Genomic DNA, 17,879 nt, shown 5'->3' with positions numbered 1-17,879 from the left:
ATTACCTCGAGATCGGCAAGCCGAACAACGGCGGCACGAAGATTTTCTCGGTGGCAGGCGACGTCGAGCGTCCGGGCAACTATGAGATTCCGCTCGGCACGCCGTTCTCCACGCTGATGGAACTCGCCGGCGGCATGCGCGGCGGCAAGAAGATCAAGGCCGTGATTCCTGGCGGTTCGTCGGCACCGGTAATTCCGGGCGACATCATGATGCAGACCGACATGGACTACGACTCGATCGCCAAGGCCGGTTCGATGCTGGGTTCGGGCGCGGTCATCGTGATGGACGAGACGCGCTGCATGGTGCGCTCGCTGCTGCGTCTGTCGTACTTCTATTACGAAGAGTCGTGCGGTCAGTGCACGCCGTGCCGCGAAGGCACCGGCTGGCTGTACCGCGTCGTGCATCGTATCGAGCACGGGCTCGGCCGTCCGGAAGATCTGGATCTGCTGAACTCGGTCGCTGAAAACATCATGGGCCGCACGATTTGCGCGCTCGGCGATGCGGCGGCCATGCCGGTGCGCGGCATGCTCAAGCACTACTGGGACGAATTCGAATATCACGTCGCTCACAAGCATTGTCTCGTCGGCAGTCATGCCGGCGCGGCATCGGCGTCGGAAACAGTGGCTGCCTGAGTACGCTGAACAACAGGTACGCATCAGAGCACGTCATCCGCGGAATTCATCGCCTGACACGGCGATGAACAGGGCGAACGATTGAGCGGTAACAGGTTAAGGAAGATTGACCATCATGGTTGAACTTGAAATAGACGGCAAGAAAGTAGAGGTGCCTGAAGGCAGCATGGTGATCCAGGCTGCGCATAAGGTCGACACGTACATTCCTCACTTCTGCTATCACAAGAAGCTGTCGATTGCGGCCAACTGCCGGATGTGCCTGGTCGATGTCGAAAAAATGCCGAAGGCCGTGCCCGCATGCGCCACGCCGGTGTCGGCGGGCATGATCGTGCGCACCAAGTCCGAGAAGGCGGTGAAGGGCCAGCAAGCCGTGATGGAATTCCTGCTGATCAATCACCCGCTGGATTGCCCGATCTGCGATCAGGGCGGCGAGTGTCAGTTGCAGGATCTGGCGGTGGGCTACGGCAAGTCGTCGTCGCGTTATAGCGAAGAAAAGCGTGTCGTGTTCCACAAGAACGTCGGCCCGCTGATCTCGATGGAAGAAATGACGCGTTGCATTCACTGCACGCGGTGCGTGCGTTTCGGTCAGGAAGTGGCCGGCGTGATGGAACTCGGCATGCTGGGCCGCGGCGAGCACGCGGAAATCACGTCGTTCGTCGGCAAGACGGTCGACTCCGAACTGTCGGGCAACATGATCGATCTGTGCCCGGTCGGCGCGCTGACCAGCAAGCCGTTCCGCTACAGCGCCCGCACGTGGGAACTGTCGCGCCGCAAGTCGGTGAGCCCGCACGATTCCGTCGGCGCGAACCTCGTGGTGCAAGTGAAGAACAACCGCGTGATGCGTGTTCTGCCGTTCGAAAACGAAGCCATCAACGAATGCTGGATTTCGGACAAGGACCGCTTCTCGTATGAAGGCCTGAACAGCCCGGAACGTCTCACGCAGCCTATGCTCAAGCAGGGCGGCAAGTGGGTCGAGACCGACTGGCAAACCGCGCTCGAATACGTGGTCAAGGGGCTGAAGGGCATCAAGGGCGACCACGGCGCGGATGCGCTGGCCGCGCTCGGCAGCGCCCACAGCACCGTCGAGGAACTGTTCCTTCTGAAGCAATTGGCGCAAGCGGTCGGCACGCCCAACGTCGACTTCCGTCTGCGTCAGTCTGATTTCTCCGCGCCGCTCAACGGTACGCCGTGGCTTGGCACCGCAATCGCCGATCTGTCCAACGTCGACGCGGCGCTGGTAATCGGCTCCGATCTGCGTCGCGATCACCCGCTGTTTGCAGCGCGTCTGCGTCAGGCCGCGAAGGGCGGCGCGAAGCTCACGCTCGTGCAAGCTACTCGCGACGACGCACTGATTCCGCAAGCGCAACGCGTGGTCGCAGCGCCGTCGGCATGGCTCGACGCACTGGCCGGTATCGCCGGCGCGGTCTCCGAGGCCAACGGCGCGACCCTGCCGGAAGCCCTCGCCGGCACGCAGCCGACGGACGCCGACAAGCAGGTCGCGAAGTCGCTCGCCTCTGGCGAACGCCGTCTGGTGCTGCTCGGCAACGGCGCGGTCCGTCATCCGGATTTCGCGGCGATTCACGCGGCGGCCCAATGGATCGCGGACGCAACCGGCGCGACGCTGGGCTTTCTCACGGAAGCCGCGAACACGGTCGGCGCGCATCTCGTGAACGCGCTGCCGGGCGAGGGCGGTTTGAACGCTCGTGAAGCGTTCGAGCAACCGCGCAAGGGTTACGTGCTGCTGAACGTCGAGCCGGAATTCGATACGGCCAATCCGGCGCAGGCATTGGCCGCGCTGAAGCAGGCGGAAATGGTCGTCGTGATGTCGCCGTTCCAGACGGGCGCCGAATACGCCGACGTGCTGCTGCCGATCGCTCCGTTCACGGAAACGGCCGGTACGTTCGTCAACGCGGAAGGCACGGTGCAGACGTTCAACGGTGTCGTGCGGCCGCTGGGCGACACGCGTCCCGCATGGAAGGTGCTGCGCGTGCTGGGCAGCCTGCTCGGCGCGTCGGGTTTCGAATTCGATACCGCGGAAGAAGTACGCGCCGCAGCCCTCGGCGACGGCGAATTGAAGTCGCGTCTGTCGAACAAGACGGGTGTTGCGGTTGCACGCGGCAAGTCGGCGAAGGCAGGGGAAGGCAAGTTCGAGCGCATCGCCGACGTGCCGATCTACCACGCCGACGCGCTGGTGCGTCGCGCCGAATCGCTGCATCTGACGGCGGCCGCGCGCACGGCGAACTCGGTCGGTCTGCCGGCCGCGCTATTCGACAAGCTGGGTTTGAAGGAAGGCGACGCAGTGCGCGTGCGCCAGGGCGAGCAATCGGTGCAGTTGCCGGCCGTGCGCGACGCGAATCTTGCGGAGACGGTCGTCCGCGTATCGGCGGCTACGCCTGCCGGTGCGGCGCTGGGCAGCCTGTTCGGTGAACTGGTGGTGGAGAAGGCGTAAATGAGCTTGTTCGATACGATCAACTCGGGCGGCACCCAGCTTCTCGGTGTGGCATGGCCCACGGTGTGGGCACTGGTGCGCATCCTGGTGGTGGCGGTTGTGATCCTGCTGTGCGTGGCTTACCTGATTCTGTGGGAGCGTAAACTGATCGGCTGGATGCACGTGCGTCTCGGCCCGAACCGCGTCGGCCCCGCAGGTTTGCTGCAGCCGATCGCCGACGTGCTGAAGCTGCTGCTGAAAGAAGTCATTCAGCCGGCGCAGGCGAGCCGCTGGATCTACCTGATCGCGCCGATCATGGTGGTGGTGCCGGCGTTCGCGGTGTGGGCGGTGATTCCGTTCCAGGCGGGCGCGGTGCTCGGCGACATCAACGCGGGTCTGTTGTACGCGATGGCGATTTCGTCGATCGGCGTGTACGGCGTGATCCTGGCCGGCTGGGCGTCGAACTCGAAGTACGCGTTCCTCGGCGCCATGCGCGCCGCCGCCCAGATGGTCTCGTACGAAATCTCGATGGGCTTCGCGCTCGTCGTCGTGCTGATGACGGCCGGCACGCTGAACCTGTCGGGCATCGTCAATTCGCAGGAGCACGGCTTCTTCGCTTCGCACGGCTTGAACTTCCTGTCGTGGAACTGGCTGCCGCTGCTGCCGATGTTCGTCGTGTATTTCATCTCGGGCATCGCCGAAACGAACCGTCACCCGTTCGACGTGGTGGAAGGTGAGTCGGAAATCGTCGCGGGCCACATGATCGATTACTCGGGCATGGCGTTCGCGCTGTTCTTCCTCGCCGAGTACATCAACATGATCGTGATCTCGGCATTGGCTGCAACACTGTTCCTCGGCGGCTGGAGCGCACCGTTCGGTTTCCTGTCGTTTATCCCGGGCATCGTTTGGCTCGTCGCCAAGGTTTTCTTCCTGTTGTCGGTGTTCATCTGGGCGCGCGCCACGTTTCCGCGCTATCGCTATGACCAGATCATGCGTCTGGGCTGGAAGATTTTCATTCCGGTCTGCGTGGTGTGGCTGGTGGTGGTCGGCTTCTGGATCATGTCGCCGTTGAACATCTGGAAATAAAGGGCGGATGAACCCATGACCGCAATCCAAAACTTTTTCAAGACCTTTTTCCTCACGGAATTGCTCAAAGGCCTCGCGCTGACCGGACGTTATACGTTCCAGCGCAAGGTGACCGTGCAGTTCCCGGAAGAGAAAACCCCGATCTCGCCGCGTTTTCGCGGCCTGCATGCGCTGCGCCGCTATGAAAACGGCGAAGAGCGCTGCATCGCCTGCAAGCTGTGCGAAGCGGTGTGCCCGGCGCTCGCCATCACGATCGAATCGGAAACCCGCGCGGACAATACCCGCCGCACCACGCGCTACGACATCGACCTGACCAAGTGCATCTTCTGCGGTTTCTGTGAAGAGAGCTGCCCGGTCGACTCGATCGTCGAAACGCACATCCTCGAATATCACGGCGAAAAGCGCGGCGATCTGTACTTCACGAAAGACATGCTGCTGGCCGTGGGCGATCGCTACGAAGCGGAGATCGCCGCGAACAAGGCGGCCGACGCACCGTATCGTTGAAGCGGCTTCGCTTGAAGCAGTAAATGCAGCAGTAACACGGCCTGTTGTCGGGCCGAGCGTCGCGGCTTGAACGCCGCGGCACGGCGCACCTGTGCGGCTGTACTGGCGGCTTGTCCGCTTTGCCAGCCCCACGTGCCAAAGAACAATGCCTGACGATGGCCTAACGATGAACCGGTAATCATGGAATTCACGACCGTACTGTTCTACATCTTCGCGCTGCTCCTGGTTGTCTCAGGGCTGAAGGTGATCACCTCGCGCAACCCGGTGTCGTCCGCACTGTTTCTCGTGCTGGCGTTCTTCAACGCAGCCGCGATCTGGATGCTGCTCGAGGCCGAGTTCCTCGCGATCCTGCTGGTGCTGGTCTACGTCGGGGCGGTGATGGTGCTGTTCCTGTTCGTCGTGATGATGCTGGACATCAATATCGACGTGCTGCGGCGCGACTTCAAACGCTTCGTGCCGATGGCCACGCTGGTGGGCGCGATCATCGTGATCGAAACCGCGCTGATCCTGTGGCACGGCTATGGCGCTACCGCCACGGCGTTGCGCGACACCACCGCTGCCGCCAACGGCATGGCCGACTGGTCGAACACGCGCCTCATCGGCAAGGTCATCTACACCGACTACATCTTCGCGTTCGAAGTCGCCGGCCTCGTGCTGCTGGTGGCGATCATCGCGGCCGTCGCGCTTACCACGAGCCATAAGAAGGACAGCAAGCGCCAGAAGATCAGCGATCAGGTCAAGGTGCGTGCCCAGGATCGCGTGCGCGTCGTGAAAATGCCATCGGAAAAGACCGCGGCGACCGTCGCGGCGGAAGAAGCCGCCGCAGCCGCGGCAGCGGCCGACTCGGCCCCGGCGAAAAACGGCTGAGCGGACAGGAGATAGAAATCATGTTGACCCTTGCCCATTACCTCGTTCTCGGCGCGATCCTGTTTGCGATCAGCGTCGTCGGCATTTTCCTGAACCGTCGCAACGTCATCATCATCCTGATGGCGATCGAATTGATGCTGCTCGCGGTGAACACCAATTTCGTCGCGTTCTCGCACTACCTCGGCGACGTGCATGGCCAGATCTTCGTCTTCTTCGTGCTGACCGTCGCGGCGGCGGAAGCGGCGATCGGCCTCGCGATTCTGGTGACCCTGTTCCGTAGTCTCGACACGATCAATGTCGAGGATCTCGATCAGCTCAAAGGTTAATTTCAGGAAAAGCGGTTATGTCCACGATACTCAATGAAAACCTGCTGCTGGCGATTCCGCTGGCACCGCTGGCCGGTTGCCTGATTGCCGGGCTGTTCGGGAAGGCGGTAGGGCGAGCCGGCGCGCACTCGGTCACGATCCTCGGCGTCGCGATCTCGTTTGTTCTCTCGGCCATCGTCTTCTTCCAGGTCATGGAGGGCGCGAGCTTCAACGCGACCGTTTATGAATGGATGACGATCGGCAAGACGAAGTTCGAAATCGGCTTCCTCGTCGACTCGCTCACGGCGATGATGATGTGCGTGGTGACCTTCGTGTCGCTGATGGTGCACATCTACACGATCGGCTACATGGCCGACGACGACGGCTACCAGCGCTTCTTCTCGTACATCTCGCTGTTCACGTTCTCGATGCTGATGCTCGTCATGAGCAACAACTTCCTGCAACTGTTCTTCGGCTGGGAAGCGGTGGGCCTGGTGTCGTACCTGCTGATCGGCTTCTACTTCACGCGTGAGTCGGCGATCTACGCGAACATGAAGGCGTTCCTCGTGAACCGCGTGGGCGACTTCGGTTTTCTGCTCGGCATTGGCCTGCTGTTCGCGTTTGCCGGTTCGATGAACTACGGCGACGTGTTCGCGAAGCGCACCGAACTCGCGGCATTGTCGTTCCCCGGCACGGACTGGGGTCTGCTGACGGTTGCCTGCATTTGCCTCTTCATCGGCGCAATGGGTAAGTCGGCGCAATTCCCGCTGCACGTGTGGCTGCCGGATTCGATGGAAGGCCCGACGCCGATTTCCGCACTGATTCACGCGGCAACCATGGTGACGGCCGGTATCTTCATGGTCACGCGCATGTCGCCGCTGTTCGAACTGTCGGATAGCGCGCTGTCGTTCGTGACGGTCATCGGCGCGATTACCGCGCTGTTCATGGGCTTCCTCGGGATCGTCCAGAACGACATCAAGCGCGTGGTGGCGTATTCCACGCTGTCACAGCTCGGCTACATGACGGTCGCGCTCGGTGTGTCGGCCTATCCGGTCGCCGTCTTCCACCTGATGACGCACGCGTTCTTCAAGGCGCTGCTGTTCCTCGGCGCGGGTTCGGTGATCATCGGCATGCACCACGATCAGGACATGCGCAACATGGGCGGCCTGCGCAAGTACATGCCGATCACGTGGATCACGTCGCTGGTCGGTTCGCTGGCGCTGATCGGTACGCCGTTCTTCTCGGGCTTCTACTCGAAAGACTCGATCATCGACGCGGTGAAGCTGTCGCATCTGCCGGGGTCGGGCTTCGCGTACTTCGCGGTAGTGGCGAGCGTGTTCGTTACCGCGCTCTATTCGTTCCGTATGTACTTCATGGTGTTCCACGGCGAGGAGCGCTTCCGCGATCCGAAGCATCCCGATTCGCCGATGGGCGCGGAAGCCGCGGCGCACGGTCATGGCAATGGTCATCACGAACACGAACACGGCCACGCTCACGAGCCGCATGAAACGCCGTGGGTGGTGTGGGTGCCGCTGGTGCTGCTGGCGATTCCGTCGGTGGTGATCGGTGCAATCGCGGTCGGCCCGATGCTGTTCGGCGACTTCTTCCAGCACGGCGTGGCGTTCGAGAAGGTGATCTTCATCGGCGAAAACCATCCGGCGCTGCATGAGATGGCTGAGGAGTTCCACGGCTGGGTGGCGATGGGCTTGCACTCCGTTTCGGGCCTGCCGGTCTGGCTGGCGCTCGCGGGTGTGGTGGTCGCGTGGTTCCTGTATCTGGTCCGCCCCGAACTGCCGGCTTCGATCAAGCGCGCGTTCGGCCCGGTCTACACGTTGCTCGACAACAAGTACTACATGGACAAGATCAACGAAGTCGTGTTCGCGCGGGGCGCCGTGGCAATTGGCCGTGGTCTCTGGAAGGAAGGCGACGTCGTGGTCATCGACGGCATCGTCAACGGCAGCGCACGCTTTATCGGCTGGTTCGCCGGCGTGATCCGCTTCCTCCAATCCGGCTACATCTATCACTACGCGTTCGCCATGATTATCGGCATGCTGGGGCTCCTGACCCTGTTTGTAACGCTCGGCGGCAAATAAGGCGAGGGACACTAATGCACGCTTATCCGATTCTCAGTATTGCGATCTGGTTGCCGATCCTCGTCGGTCTCCTGGTCCTGGCTATCGGTTCCGACCGGAACCCGGCTCCCGCGCGCTGGATTGCGCTGATCGGTTCGATCGTCAGCTTCATCGTGACGATCCCGCTGATCACCGGTTTTGATTCGAGCACCGCCGATCTGCAGTTCGTCGAAAAGGCGAACTGGATCGAGCGCTTCAACATCACCTACCACCTGGGTGTCGACGGCATCTCCATGTGGTTCGTCGTATTGACCGCCTTGATTACGGTGATCGTGGTGATTTCCGCGTGGGAAGTCATCACGAAGAACGTCGCGCAGTATCTCGCCGCATTCCTGATCCTGTCGGGCATCATGGTCGGCGTGTTCAGTTCGGCCGACGGCATGCTGTTCTACGTGTTCTTCGAAGCCACGCTGATTCCGATGTACATCATCATCGGCGTGTGGGGTGGGGCGAACCGCGTGTACGCGGCGTTCAAGTTCTTCCTGTACACGCTGATGGGCTCGCTGCTGATGCTGGTCGCGTTGCTGTATCTGTACATTCAAACCGGCACGTTCGATCTCGCCACGTGGCAGCACGCGCAGATCGCGATGACGCCGCAAGTGTTGCTGTTCATCGCGTTCTTCCTGGCGTTCGCCGTGAAGGTGCCGATGTGGCCGGTGCACACATGGCTGCCCGACGCGCACGTGGAAGCGCCGACCGGCGGCTCGGTCGTGCTGGCCGCGATCATGCTGAAGCTGGGCGCGTACGGTTTCCTGCGCTTCTCGCTGCCGATCACGCCGGACGCGAGCCACTCCTTGGCGCCGGTCGTTATCGCGCTGTCGCTGATCGCCGTGATCTATATCGGTCTGGTCGCGATGGTGCAGACGGACATGAAGAAGCTGGTCGCCTATTCGTCGATCGCGCACATGGGCTTCGTCACGCTCGGCTTCTTTATCTTCAACCAGCTCGGCGTGGAAGGCGCGATCGTGCAGATGATCTCGCACGGTTTTGTCTCCGGCGCGATGTTCCTGAGCATCGGCGTGCTGTACGACCGCATGCACTCGCGTCAGATCGCGGACTACGGCGGTGTCGTCAACGTCATGCCGAAGTTCGCCGCGTTCGTGATGCTGTTCTCGATGGCCAATTGCGGCTTGCCGGGCACCTCGGGTTTCGTCGGCGAATTCATGGTGATTCTGGCGGCGGTCCAGTACAACTTCTGGATCGCGGGTGGTGCGGCGGTCACGCTGATTCTCGGCGCGGCCTACACGCTGTGGATGTACAAGCGCGTGTACTTCGGCGCGATCGCCAACGATCACGTGAAGAGCCTCATCGACATCAACCGTCGCGAGTTTTTCATGCTGGCAGTGCTCGCCGCACTGACGCTGTTCATGGGCCTGTACCCGAAGCCCTTCACCGAAGTGATGCACGTATCCGTGGAAAACCTCCTCTCCCACGTTGCGCAGTCAAAGCTGCCGTTGTCCCAGTAACGCAGAGCGGAGGAATTTAAAGACCATGCAAAACGCCCCTATGACTGCTCTGTTGCCCGACGCGCTGGTGATGCTCGCCGTTGTCGTCGCGTGGCTCAACGACACGTTCGTCGGCCAGGCCGGTCGCCGCACCACGTATTTCATCGCGTTCTTCTCGACGCTGGTCGGCGGGATCTGGTTCGCGGTGAACGCGTTCGACCCGCAAGTGCATTACTTCTTCGGCCACATGTACGTGGTGGACTCGTTCGCCAACGTGATGAAAGCCGTCGTGACGCTCGGCTATGCGGTGTCGATCGTGTATTCGCGCCGCTACCTCGAGGATCGCGGCCTGTTCCGCGGCGAGTTTTTCCTGCTGGGCATGTTCTCCTTGCTCGGCCAACTCGTGATGATCTCCGGCAACAACTTCCTGACGCTGTATCTCGGTCTGGAACTGATGTCGCTGTCGTTGTACGGCGTGATCGCATTGCGTCGCGACGCGGCGCAGTCGAACGAAGCCGCGATGAAGTACTACGTGCTCGGCGCACTGGCGTCCGGTTTCCTGCTGTACGGCATCTCCATGCTGTACGGCGCGACCGGCTCGCTCGACCTGAACGAAGTGTTCAAGGCGATCGGCACGAGCCACTACGATCCTAGCGTGCTGTTGTTCGGCGTGATCTTCATCGTGGCCGGCGTGGCGTTCAAGATGGGTGCGGTGCCGTTCCATATGTGGGTGCCCGACGTGTATCAGGGCGCGCCGACGGCGATGACGTTGCTGGTAGGCGGCGGTCCGAAGGTCGCCGCGTTCGCCTGGGGCTTGCGCTTCCTCGTGATGGGTCTGCTGCCGCTGGCTGTCGAATGGCAGCAAATGCTGGTGATCCTGGCGGCGTTGTCGCTGATCGTCGGCAACATTACCGGTATCGTGCAACGCAACGTCAAGCGGATGCTCGCGTATTCGGCGATCTCGAACATGGGCTTCGTGCTGCTCGGTCTGCTGGCCGGCGTGGTCGATCAAAAGACCACGGGCGCGGCCAACGCGTACGGCTCGGCGATGTACTACAGCATCGTCTACCTGATCACGACGATGGGCACCTTCGGCGTCATCATGCTGCTGGCGCGCCGCGACTTCGAAGCGGATACGCTCGAAGACTTCAAGGGTCTGAATCAGCGCAGTCCGGTGTTCGCGTTCGTGATGATGGTGATGATGTTCTCGCTCGCCGGCATCCCGCCCGCGGTCGGCTTCTACGCCAAGCTTGCGGTGCTGCAGGCAACGATGAACGCCGGTTTGACCTGGCTGACGGTGCTGGCCGTGATCACGTCGCTGTTCGGCGCGTTCTACTACCTGCGTATCGTCAAGCTGATGTATTTCGACGAACCGCAAGACAAGTCGCCGATCGTCGCCGATGCCAGCACGCGCGCGTTGCTCGCGTTCAACGGCGTTGCCGTGCTGGTGCTCGGCATCGTGCCGGATCCGTTGCTGAAGGCCTGCTTGCAGGCGATCCAGCACACGCTGCTGCTCTGATGTCGGCTGCGGGTTGGTTCATCGTGTTGTTGGCGCTGGTCGGCGCCAACCTGCCGTTCCTGAATCAGCGCCTCTTCGCCGCCGTGCCGTTGAAAGCGGCGAGGAAGAGCGCCTGGATCAGGATTGCCGAGTTGATCGTGCTGTACTTCGTGGTCGGCGCGCTCGGTTTCCTGCTTGAGGCACGCGCGGGTAACCGCTTCGAGCAGGGCTGGCAGTTCTACGCCATCACGTTCGCCTTGTTCGTCGTGTTCGCATTCCCCGGCTTTACCTTTCAGTATCTCGTCAAACGCCGCTGACGGCGCCTCGCCGTCGCGCTCCAAGCTGTCCCGAGGTCCGCCATGGCTGAACTTCCTGATCACGACGCCGTGCTCACCGAGACGTGTCTCGAGAGCAAAACGATGCATCAAGGGCCGTTTCTGACGCTCAAGTGCGACACGGTTCGCTTGCCGGATGGCAAGCACGCCACGCGCGAATATGTTCAGCATCCGGGCGCCGTCATGGTCATTCCGTTATTCGACGACGGCCGCGTGTTGCTGGAAAGCCAGTATCGCTATCCGATGGGCAAGGTCATGGTCGAGTATCCGGCCGGCAAGCTCGACCCGAACGAAGGCGCACTCGCTTGTGCGATTCGTGAGTTGCGGGAAGAAACCGGCTACACGGCGCGCGAATATGTTTATCTGACGCGCATTCACCCGATCATTTCCTACTCGACGGAGTTCATCGACATTTACCTCGCTCGCGGCCTGAGCGCCGGCGAGCGTAAGCTCGACGACGGGGAATTCCTCGAACTGTTCACGGCAAGCGTTGCCGATGTGTCCGAGTGGGTACGCACCGGCAAGATTACCGACGTGAAGACGGTGATCGGCACGTTCTGGCTGGAGAAAATTTTGTCGGGCGCCTGGCCGATGGCGGAGCCGCAATAGCGCTATGGGTTCATGAGGCGCGCCAGGCGCGCCGGCTGAAGAATTGCGAGAAGCCCCTGTTGGTCGATGACTAGCAGGGGCTTTTTCATTACGACCACGGTCTCGTGCCTGAGAAACGTGCATTCGTCTTATGCCATTCGACAGTCTCGCTTCACGACCGTTGCCGCTCTAGTATCGAACACTGACAGCGCCAGTTGTTATCCCATTTACCTGGTATGACGAAGGGCTCTCGTCGGTTCGGTCATGACTGCGCTGGCGTATGGTTGTCGCTTGACAACCATACGTCAGCGCATTAAATTGGAGGGCATGGATGGTTCGTGGAACCCACTCTAAGAAGGAAATCGAGGCCGCATTGGCCTACGCGGAAAGAAACGGTTGGCGCGTTCGGGGCGGTGGCAGAGGTCACGCTTGGGGAAAGATGTACTGTCCGTACAACGCCGCGGAGTGTCGCTGCGGAGAGTTCTGCATATCGAGCGTGTGGAGTACGCCAAAGAACCCTGGCAATCACGCAAGGCATCTGCGGCGTATCGTCGACAACTGCACGGCATCACCGCCAATGCAAGGCGCTCCAAGGATCAAGTTTGACGCTGAATAAAGGCAGGAGGTAATTTATGGAATATGTGTTCACCTTGAAGTACCGCCTCACCACGGAAGATTGCGATCTCGACGCGATCGTCGAGCGTCTCGGGGAAGCAGGATGTGACGACGCCACCATCGGCGTGGGACAACCGGGGCGCATTGCGCTGGTTTTTTCTCGCGAAGGCGCGTCTGCGTTCGAGGCGCTCGTCAGCGCACTGAAAGATGTCAAGCAGGCGGTGCCATCCGCGCGCCTTGTCGAGGCGGGCCCTGATTTCGTTGGTCTCACCGACGTAGCCGAGCTCGCCGGCGTATCACGGCAGAACATGCGCAAGCTGATGTTGAGTCACGCGATTGACTTTCCGCCGCCGGTGCACGAGGGCAGCGCATCGGTGTGGCATCTGTCGGACATTCTTCACTGGCTAACCGCACGCGGCGGGTACGACATCAAGGCAGATGTGCTTGATGTCGCCAAATCGGCCAAGCAGATCAACCTCGCCAAAGAGGCGCGTGAACTCGAGCCACGGCTTAACCGCCAACTCGAATGCCTGGTGGCTTAGAAGCTGGGCATTGGCCAGTGACTAGACATAAATTTCATGCAATCCGCGGAGCCGTCGCGAGCTTCCGATTCGTGTGCCGTTCATGCCGGCTTGGCCGATTTCGGCAGCCCTTTGCGCAAGGCGTTAAAATCGCGCACCGCGTCCAATTAATAGCGACGCCACGCGTAAACGCATCGCCCCGTCATAGTTTGCGAACGACCGTTCACAAAATACCATTTTGCGCTAAACTGGCACTCAAGCCCTGATTCCACATGAAGGTCCTCGATTTACAGTGTCCGCATGGCCATCGGTTCGAAGGCTGGTTTGCTTCGGCTGATGACTTCGAATCGCAGCAAGCCCGCAAACTGATCGAATGTCCGATCTGTGGTGCGAACGAAGTGAGCCGTTTGCCTTCGGCGCCGCGATTGAATCTGTCGGGCGCGACGGAGGCGAAAAACCCTGCGGGCTTGGAGCAAGCGCAAATGCAGGCGCGTGTGATGCGTGCGTTGCGCGAGGTACTGGAAAAGACCGAGAACGTGGGCGACCGCTTCGCCGAGGAAGCACGGCGCATTCACTACAACGAAGCGCCTGCGCGCAATATTCGCGGTGTCACGACACCCGAAGACGCGCGAGCCTTGGTCGACGAAGGCATCCAAGTGATGCCGCTGCCGGTCCCGGCTGCCTTGAAGGAACCGCTGCAATAGTGCAGTGGCTCACTGGCGGCGGGCGGTTGCGGCCAGGAGACACTGCGCATGAATCTGGACTATTCCCCTGCTGACGACGCATTCCGCGCCGACATCCGCGCCTGGCTCGAAGCGAATCTGCCTCGCGAGCTAAGCGACAAAGTACTGAACCATAAACGTCTCTCGCGCGAAGATTTCGCCGGCTGGCACAAGCTGCTCGGCACGCGCGGCTGGTCGGCGGTCGCATGGCCGAAGGAATACGGCGGCCCTGGCTGGGACGCAACGCAGCGGCACATCTGGGACGAAGAGTGCGCGCGCGTCGGCGCGCCGACCGTGCTGCCTTTCGGCGTCTCGATGGTGGCGCCGGTGCTGATGAAGTATGGCAACGAGGCGCAGAAGCGTCGCTATTTGCCGCGCATTCTCGACGGCACGCACTGGTGGTGCCAAGGCTATTCCGAGCCGGGTTCAGGCTCAGATCTGGCTTCGCTGCGCACACGCGCCGAGCGCGTCGGCGACCATTACGTCGTCAACGGTCAGAAAACGTGGACCACCCTCGGTCAGTATGCCGACATGATGTTCTGCCTCGTGCGCACCGACAGCGGCGCGAAAAAGCAGGAGGGCATCTCATTCCTGCTGATCGACATGAAAACGCCCGGCATCACGGTGCGTCCGATCATCACGCTCGACGAAGACCACGAAGTCAACGAAGTGTTTTTCGAAGACGTCGAAGTACCGGCCGCGAATCTGGTCGGTGAGGAGAACCGCGGCTGGACTTACGCGAAGTATCTGCTCGGCCACGAGCGCACCGGCATCGCGCGCGTCGGTCAATCGAAACGCGAACTCGTGTTCCTCAAGCGTCTTGCGCTGAATCAGAAAAAGAACGGCAAGCCGCTGCTGCACGATCCGGTGTTCGCCGCGAAAGTCGCGAGCCTCGAGATCGAACTGATGGCGCTCGAAGTCACCGTGCAACGCGTGGTCGCCAATGAAACCGGCGGGCGCGGGCCGGGCCCGGAAGCGTCGATGCTGAAGATCAAGGGCACGGAGGTGCAGCAGGCGCTGACCGAGTTGATGTTCGAAGCCATCGGGCCGCTCGCCGCACCGTTCGACGTGCCGTTCCTCGAAGGCGAACGCGAACATAGCGTGGCGGGCGACGATGACGCCGCGCCGCTGGCCGCGTACTACTTCAACTTCCGCAAGACGTCGATCTACGGCGGCTCGAACGAAATTCAAAAGAACATCATCGCGCAGATGATTCTCGGACTTTGAGGAGCGGCGCATGGACTTCAACTTCAACGACGAACAGCAGCAATTCGCCGACGCGCTGCGCCGCTATCTGGACAAAAACTACGGCTTCGAGGCGCGTCAGGCGATCGTGCGATCGGAGTGCGGCGTGTCGGAGGCACATTGGGCAGCCTTTACCGAACTGGGCCTGACCGCCTTGCCGGTACCTGAAGCCCAGGGCGGTTTCAACGGCGGCCCGATCGACATGCTGGTGGTCATGCAGGAGCTGGGCCGCGCGTTGGTGGTCGAGCCGTATTGGGCGACGGCGGTCGGCGTCGAGGCGTTGCGCCTCGCGGGCACGGGCGGGGGCGAAGACGCGTCGCTGCTCGCGCGCGTGGCCCAAGGCGAGATCAAGCTGGCAGTCGCCTTTCATGAACCGCACGCACGCTACGATCTGTGCGAGATCGGAACGGTTGCAACGGCCGCAAGCGGGCAAGGCGGGCAAGGCGAGCAATACACGCTGAGCGGCACGAAGTCGGTCGTGCTGCATGGCGCACAAGCCGATTACTGGATCGTGCCGGCGCGCCTGAATGGCGAAATCGCGCTCTTCGTCGTGGCGCGCGAGGCGGCCGGCGTCACGCTGACCGACTACCGCACGATCGACGGCCAACGCGCCGCGACGCTCGAGTTCAACGGCACGCCCGCGCGCCGGCTCGCCGGCAAGCACGCCGGCGCGGCGGCGCTGGAACATATCGCTGACTACGGCACAGTGCTGCTGTGCGCGGAGGCTATCGGCGCGCTCGACGCGCTGAACCTCGCCACCGTCGACTACACGAAAACGCGCCAGCAGTTCGGCCAGCCGATCGCGCGTTTTCAGGCCTTGCAACACCGCATGGTCGAGATGCTGATTCACGCCGAGCAGGCGCGCTCGATCACGTACCTCGCCGCCATGCGTTACACCAGCGAACACGCCGACGAACGCCGCCGCGCCGTCTCCGCGGCAAAGGTGCGGGTCGGCCAGGCCGCGCGTTTCGTCGGCCAGCAGGCGGTTCAGTTGCACGGCGGCATGGGCGTCACGAACGAGGTGGCCGCGGCGCATCTGTTCAAGCGTCTTGCTATCATCGAAACCACATTGGGCGATGTCGATCACCATCTCGCGCGGTTCGCCGCGCTGCCCGGGTTTGTCACCGCCGAAGCCTGATCAGCCGGTCGAATCGGATAAGAAAGAGGTGCGACGATGGGTTTGAGTTTCGAGGACATGGTTGTCGGCACGACCACGGAGATCGGCAAGCACACGTTCACGCGTGAAGAGATCATCGCGTTCGCGGAGAAGTTCGATCCGCAGCCGTTTCACCTGGACGACGCCGCGGCCGCCGAGTCGCCATTCGGCGGATTGGTGGCAAGCGGCTGGCATACCTGCTCGGTCATGATGGGCATGCTGGTGCGCAACGCGATAGCGGGGTCCACGTCGATGGGCTCGCCCGGCATCGACGAGATCCGCTGGTTAAAGCCGGTGCGCGTCGGCGACACCATCACGATGATGAACGCCGTGCTCGACAAGCGCGTCTCGGCGAGCAAGCCGGATCGCGGCATCGTGTCGACGCAGTGGGAAGGGATCAACCAGCATGGCGAAACGGTGATAACCGTGCGCTCGAAGGCGTTGTTCGGGCTGCGCAATCCGGGCGCCGCGTCGTGACGGGCAGCGCGGCGTCCGCCGCGACGTTCGGCACGGCAGCGGCCTTACGCGCGCTGGTAGGCGCCGAGCCGCTCGTGAGCGAATGGTTGACGGTCGATCAGGCGAGCGTCGATCGTTTCGCCGACGCTACCGGCGATCATCAGTGGATTCACGTCGACTCCGAACGGGCGCGGCGCGAGTCGCCATTCGGCGGTCCGGTCGCGCATGGATTCCTGACGCTCTCGCTGATTCCGGTCCTGCTCGAAAAGACGGTGGCGCTCGAGCAGCGCATGGGCGTCAATTGTGGATTGAACCGCGTGCGATTCACGTCGCCGGTGCCGGTCGGCTCGCAGTTGCGCGCTCACTTCGCCGTGGCATCGGTCACGGATATCGACAGCGACGGCGTGCAAGTCGTGTGGAATGTGACGTTGGAACGGCAGGGCAGCGAGCGGCCGGTCTGCGTCGCGGAATTCATCACGCGGCATTACTTCTAGCCGGCGTTCGGCTCGCCGCACAGATTCGCAAAAAAGCGCGAGCGGCACGAATGCCGGCTCGCGCTTTTCACTGACGCTGTCAGCGGACTGACGAGCCGCCAGCACCGCGCACGAAACTAATGTTTCGCGTATTGCGTCGCGCCGAACAGAATCTCTTTGGCCTTGTCGTCCATCAGCGCCTTGCGGGCGGACGCCAGTACTTCGACGCCGCGCACCACTGCCGGACGCGCGGCGATCGCTTCATGCCAGCGCTTCACATTCGGAAAGGCATCCAGTTCGATGCCCTGGTTTTGCCACGAGCGTGTCCACGGAAACGCGGCGATATCCGCGATCGTATAGTCGTTGCCGGCGAGGTACTGCGTCTTGCCGAGTTGCGTATCCATCACGCCGTACAGGCGCCGCGTCTCGTTCGTGTAGCGATTGATCGCGTATTCGATCGGCTCCGGCGCGTAGACGCGGAAGTGGTGCGTTTGTCCGAGCATCGGGCCGAGCCCGCCCATCTGAAACATCAGCCATTGCAGCACCGAATAGCGCGCAGCGGGGTCGGTCGGCAGAAACTTGCCGGTTTTCTCGGCGAGATAAATCAGAATCGCGCCCGATTCGAACAGCGCGAACGGCTTGCCGTCGGCGCCTCTGGGCCCTTCGGAGTCGGTGATCGCCGGGATCTTGTTGTTGGGGCTGATCGCGAGAAACTCGGGATTGAACTGATCGCCCGCGCCGATATTCACGCCGTGCACGGTGTACGCGAGGCCCGTCTCCTCGAGCATGATGTGAACCTTGTGGCCGTTCGGGGTCGCCCAGCTATAGACGTCGATCATCGTGGCTCCTTTCTATCGTGAAAGCGGCGCCG

Annotated in this window: 19 protein-coding genes; 18 read left to right on the top strand and 1 reads right to left on the bottom strand. The window is 61.8% G+C overall.

The genetic code is table 11. The features are described 5' to 3' along the window. From BUE39_RS30840 to BUE39_RS30755, 18 genes are all read left to right on the top strand, one after another. Positions 1-632 (top strand): NADH-ubiquinone oxidoreductase-F iron-sulfur binding region domain-containing protein (locus BUE39_RS30840; RefSeq protein ID WP_200799531.1); only part of this gene is annotated, 632 nt, incomplete at its 5' end. A gap of 115 nt (positions 633-747) precedes the next feature. Further along, the gene (gene nuoG, locus BUE39_RS30835) at positions 748-3,081 is read left to right on the top strand and encodes an NADH-quinone oxidoreductase subunit NuoG (RefSeq protein WP_073432444.1); all 2,334 of its coding nucleotides are present in this window, start codon (positions 748-750) and stop codon (positions 3,079-3,081) included. Continuing rightward, entirely contained in the window at positions 3,082-4,146 is a 1,065-nt protein-coding gene (gene nuoH, locus BUE39_RS30830) for an NADH-quinone oxidoreductase subunit NuoH (protein WP_073432443.1), read from the top strand. Positions 4,147-4,161: 15 nt separating this feature from the next. Continuing rightward, positions 4,162-4,650 (top strand): NADH-quinone oxidoreductase subunit NuoI, encoded by a 489-nt coding sequence (gene nuoI, locus BUE39_RS30825; RefSeq protein ID WP_012432383.1) that lies wholly within the window; start codon positions 4,162-4,164, stop codon positions 4,648-4,650. Between the two features lie 180 nt (positions 4,651-4,830). Then, on the top strand, positions 4,831-5,517 hold the full coding sequence (locus BUE39_RS30820) for an NADH-quinone oxidoreductase subunit J (protein ID WP_073432442.1): 687 nt from the start codon (positions 4,831-4,833) through the stop codon (positions 5,515-5,517). Positions 5,518-5,537: 20 nt separating this feature from the next. After that, the gene (nuoK, locus tag BUE39_RS30815) at positions 5,538-5,843 is read left to right on the top strand and encodes an NADH-quinone oxidoreductase subunit NuoK (protein ID WP_013339863.1); all 306 of its coding nucleotides are present in this window, start codon (positions 5,538-5,540) and stop codon (positions 5,841-5,843) included. A 17-nt stretch (positions 5,844-5,860) separates the two neighbouring features. Next, on the top strand, positions 5,861-7,915 hold the full coding sequence (nuoL, locus tag BUE39_RS30810; RefSeq protein ID WP_073432441.1) for an NADH-quinone oxidoreductase subunit L: 2,055 nt from the start codon (positions 5,861-5,863) through the stop codon (positions 7,913-7,915). A gap of 14 nt (positions 7,916-7,929) precedes the next feature. Further along, positions 7,930-9,420, top strand: a complete 1,491-nt coding sequence (locus BUE39_RS30805) for an NADH-quinone oxidoreductase subunit M (RefSeq protein WP_073432440.1) — start codon at positions 7,930-7,932, stop codon at positions 9,418-9,420. 25 nt (positions 9,421-9,445) lie between these two features. Further along, complete coding sequence (gene nuoN / locus BUE39_RS30800) at positions 9,446-10,918, top strand: NADH-quinone oxidoreductase subunit NuoN (protein WP_073432439.1); 1,473 nt, start codon at positions 9,446-9,448, stop codon at positions 10,916-10,918. Then, positions 10,918-11,214, top strand: a complete 297-nt coding sequence (locus BUE39_RS30795) for a DUF2818 family protein (RefSeq protein WP_073432438.1) — start codon at positions 10,918-10,920, stop codon at positions 11,212-11,214. Before nuoN ends, BUE39_RS30795 begins: the two co-directional genes overlap by 1 nt. Before the next feature lie 42 nt (positions 11,215-11,256). Continuing rightward, positions 11,257-11,841: an NUDIX domain-containing protein gene (locus BUE39_RS30790; RefSeq protein ID WP_073432437.1), complete on the top strand. Its 585-nt coding sequence runs from the start codon at positions 11,257-11,259 to the stop codon at positions 11,839-11,841. Between the two features lie 310 nt (positions 11,842-12,151). Continuing rightward, a complete protein-coding gene (locus BUE39_RS35750) occupies positions 12,152-12,436 on the top strand; it encodes a hypothetical protein (protein ID WP_073432436.1) in 285 nt (94 codons plus the stop codon). Positions 12,437-12,452: 16 nt separating this feature from the next. Beyond that, positions 12,453-12,977, top strand: a complete 525-nt coding sequence (locus BUE39_RS30780) for a helix-turn-helix transcriptional regulator (RefSeq protein WP_073432435.1) — start codon at positions 12,453-12,455, stop codon at positions 12,975-12,977. A 251-nt stretch (positions 12,978-13,228) separates the two neighbouring features. Beyond that, on the top strand, positions 13,229-13,660 hold the full coding sequence (locus tag BUE39_RS30775; protein ID WP_073432434.1) for a DUF1178 family protein: 432 nt from the start codon (positions 13,229-13,231) through the stop codon (positions 13,658-13,660). A gap of 48 nt (positions 13,661-13,708) precedes the next feature. Next, positions 13,709-14,905, top strand: coding sequence for an acyl-CoA dehydrogenase family protein (locus BUE39_RS30770; protein ID WP_073432433.1), 1,197 nt, complete (start codon positions 13,709-13,711; stop codon positions 14,903-14,905). 10 nt (positions 14,906-14,915) lie between these two features. Then, positions 14,916-16,061: an acyl-CoA dehydrogenase family protein gene (locus BUE39_RS30765; protein WP_073432432.1), complete on the top strand. Its 1,146-nt coding sequence runs from the start codon at positions 14,916-14,918 to the stop codon at positions 16,059-16,061. A gap of 36 nt (positions 16,062-16,097) precedes the next feature. Continuing rightward, positions 16,098-16,556 (top strand): MaoC family dehydratase, encoded by a 459-nt coding sequence (locus BUE39_RS30760; protein ID WP_073432431.1) that lies wholly within the window; start codon positions 16,098-16,100, stop codon positions 16,554-16,556. Next, a complete protein-coding gene (locus BUE39_RS30755) occupies positions 16,553-17,029 on the top strand; it encodes a MaoC family dehydratase (protein WP_073432430.1) in 477 nt (158 codons plus the stop codon). The genes BUE39_RS30760 and BUE39_RS30755 overlap by 4 nt, the downstream gene beginning before the upstream one ends. A gap of 116 nt (positions 17,030-17,145) precedes the next feature. On the opposite strand, the gene BUE39_RS30750 is transcribed toward BUE39_RS30755, so the two are convergent. Then, a complete protein-coding gene (locus BUE39_RS30750; RefSeq protein ID WP_073432429.1) occupies positions 17,146-17,847 on the bottom strand; it encodes a glutathione binding-like protein in 702 nt (233 codons plus the stop codon). Positions 17,848-17,879: the final 32 nt, after the last annotated feature.

It is taken from the genome of Paraburkholderia terricola (assembly GCF_900142195.1).
In the GTDB taxonomy this organism is placed as follows: domain Bacteria; phylum Pseudomonadota; class Gammaproteobacteria; order Burkholderiales; family Burkholderiaceae; genus Paraburkholderia; species Paraburkholderia terricola.
The sequence above is the reverse complement of the archived record's forward strand: the minus strand, read 5'-3'. Positions and strand labels throughout refer to the sequence as shown.

Coding starts and splice junctions, on each gene's coding strand:
- BUE39_RS30820 (WP_073432442.1), top strand. CDS start 4,831: ATGGAATTCACGACCGTACTGTTCTACATCTTCGCGCTGCTCCTGGTT.
- nuoH (WP_073432443.1), top strand. CDS start 3,082: ATGAGCTTGTTCGATACGATCAACTCGGGCGGCACCCAGCTTCTCGGT.
- BUE39_RS30775 (WP_073432434.1), top strand. CDS start 13,229: ATGAAGGTCCTCGATTTACAGTGTCCGCATGGCCATCGGTTCGAAGGC.
- BUE39_RS30770 (WP_073432433.1), top strand. CDS start 13,709: ATGAATCTGGACTATTCCCCTGCTGACGACGCATTCCGCGCCGACATC.
- nuoN (WP_073432439.1), top strand. CDS start 9,446: ATGCAAAACGCCCCTATGACTGCTCTGTTGCCCGACGCGCTGGTGATG.
- BUE39_RS30750 (WP_073432429.1), bottom strand. CDS start 17,847: ATGATCGACGTCTATAGCTGGGCGACCCCGAACGGCCACAAGGTTCAC.
- BUE39_RS30795 (WP_073432438.1), top strand. CDS start 10,918: ATGTCGGCTGCGGGTTGGTTCATCGTGTTGTTGGCGCTGGTCGGCGCC.
- nuoK (WP_013339863.1), top strand. CDS start 5,538: ATGTTGACCCTTGCCCATTACCTCGTTCTCGGCGCGATCCTGTTTGCG.
- BUE39_RS30805 (WP_073432440.1), top strand. CDS start 7,930: ATGCACGCTTATCCGATTCTCAGTATTGCGATCTGGTTGCCGATCCTC.
- BUE39_RS30765 (WP_073432432.1), top strand. CDS start 14,916: ATGGACTTCAACTTCAACGACGAACAGCAGCAATTCGCCGACGCGCTG.
- BUE39_RS30780 (WP_073432435.1), top strand. CDS start 12,453: ATGGAATATGTGTTCACCTTGAAGTACCGCCTCACCACGGAAGATTGC.
- nuoG (WP_073432444.1), top strand. CDS start 748: ATGGTTGAACTTGAAATAGACGGCAAGAAAGTAGAGGTGCCTGAAGGC.
- nuoL (WP_073432441.1), top strand. CDS start 5,861: ATGTCCACGATACTCAATGAAAACCTGCTGCTGGCGATTCCGCTGGCA.
- nuoI (WP_012432383.1), top strand. CDS start 4,162: ATGACCGCAATCCAAAACTTTTTCAAGACCTTTTTCCTCACGGAATTG.
- BUE39_RS30790 (WP_073432437.1), top strand. CDS start 11,257: ATGGCTGAACTTCCTGATCACGACGCCGTGCTCACCGAGACGTGTCTC.
- BUE39_RS30760 (WP_073432431.1), top strand. CDS start 16,098: ATGGGTTTGAGTTTCGAGGACATGGTTGTCGGCACGACCACGGAGATC.
- BUE39_RS35750 (WP_073432436.1), top strand. CDS start 12,152: ATGGTTCGTGGAACCCACTCTAAGAAGGAAATCGAGGCCGCATTGGCC.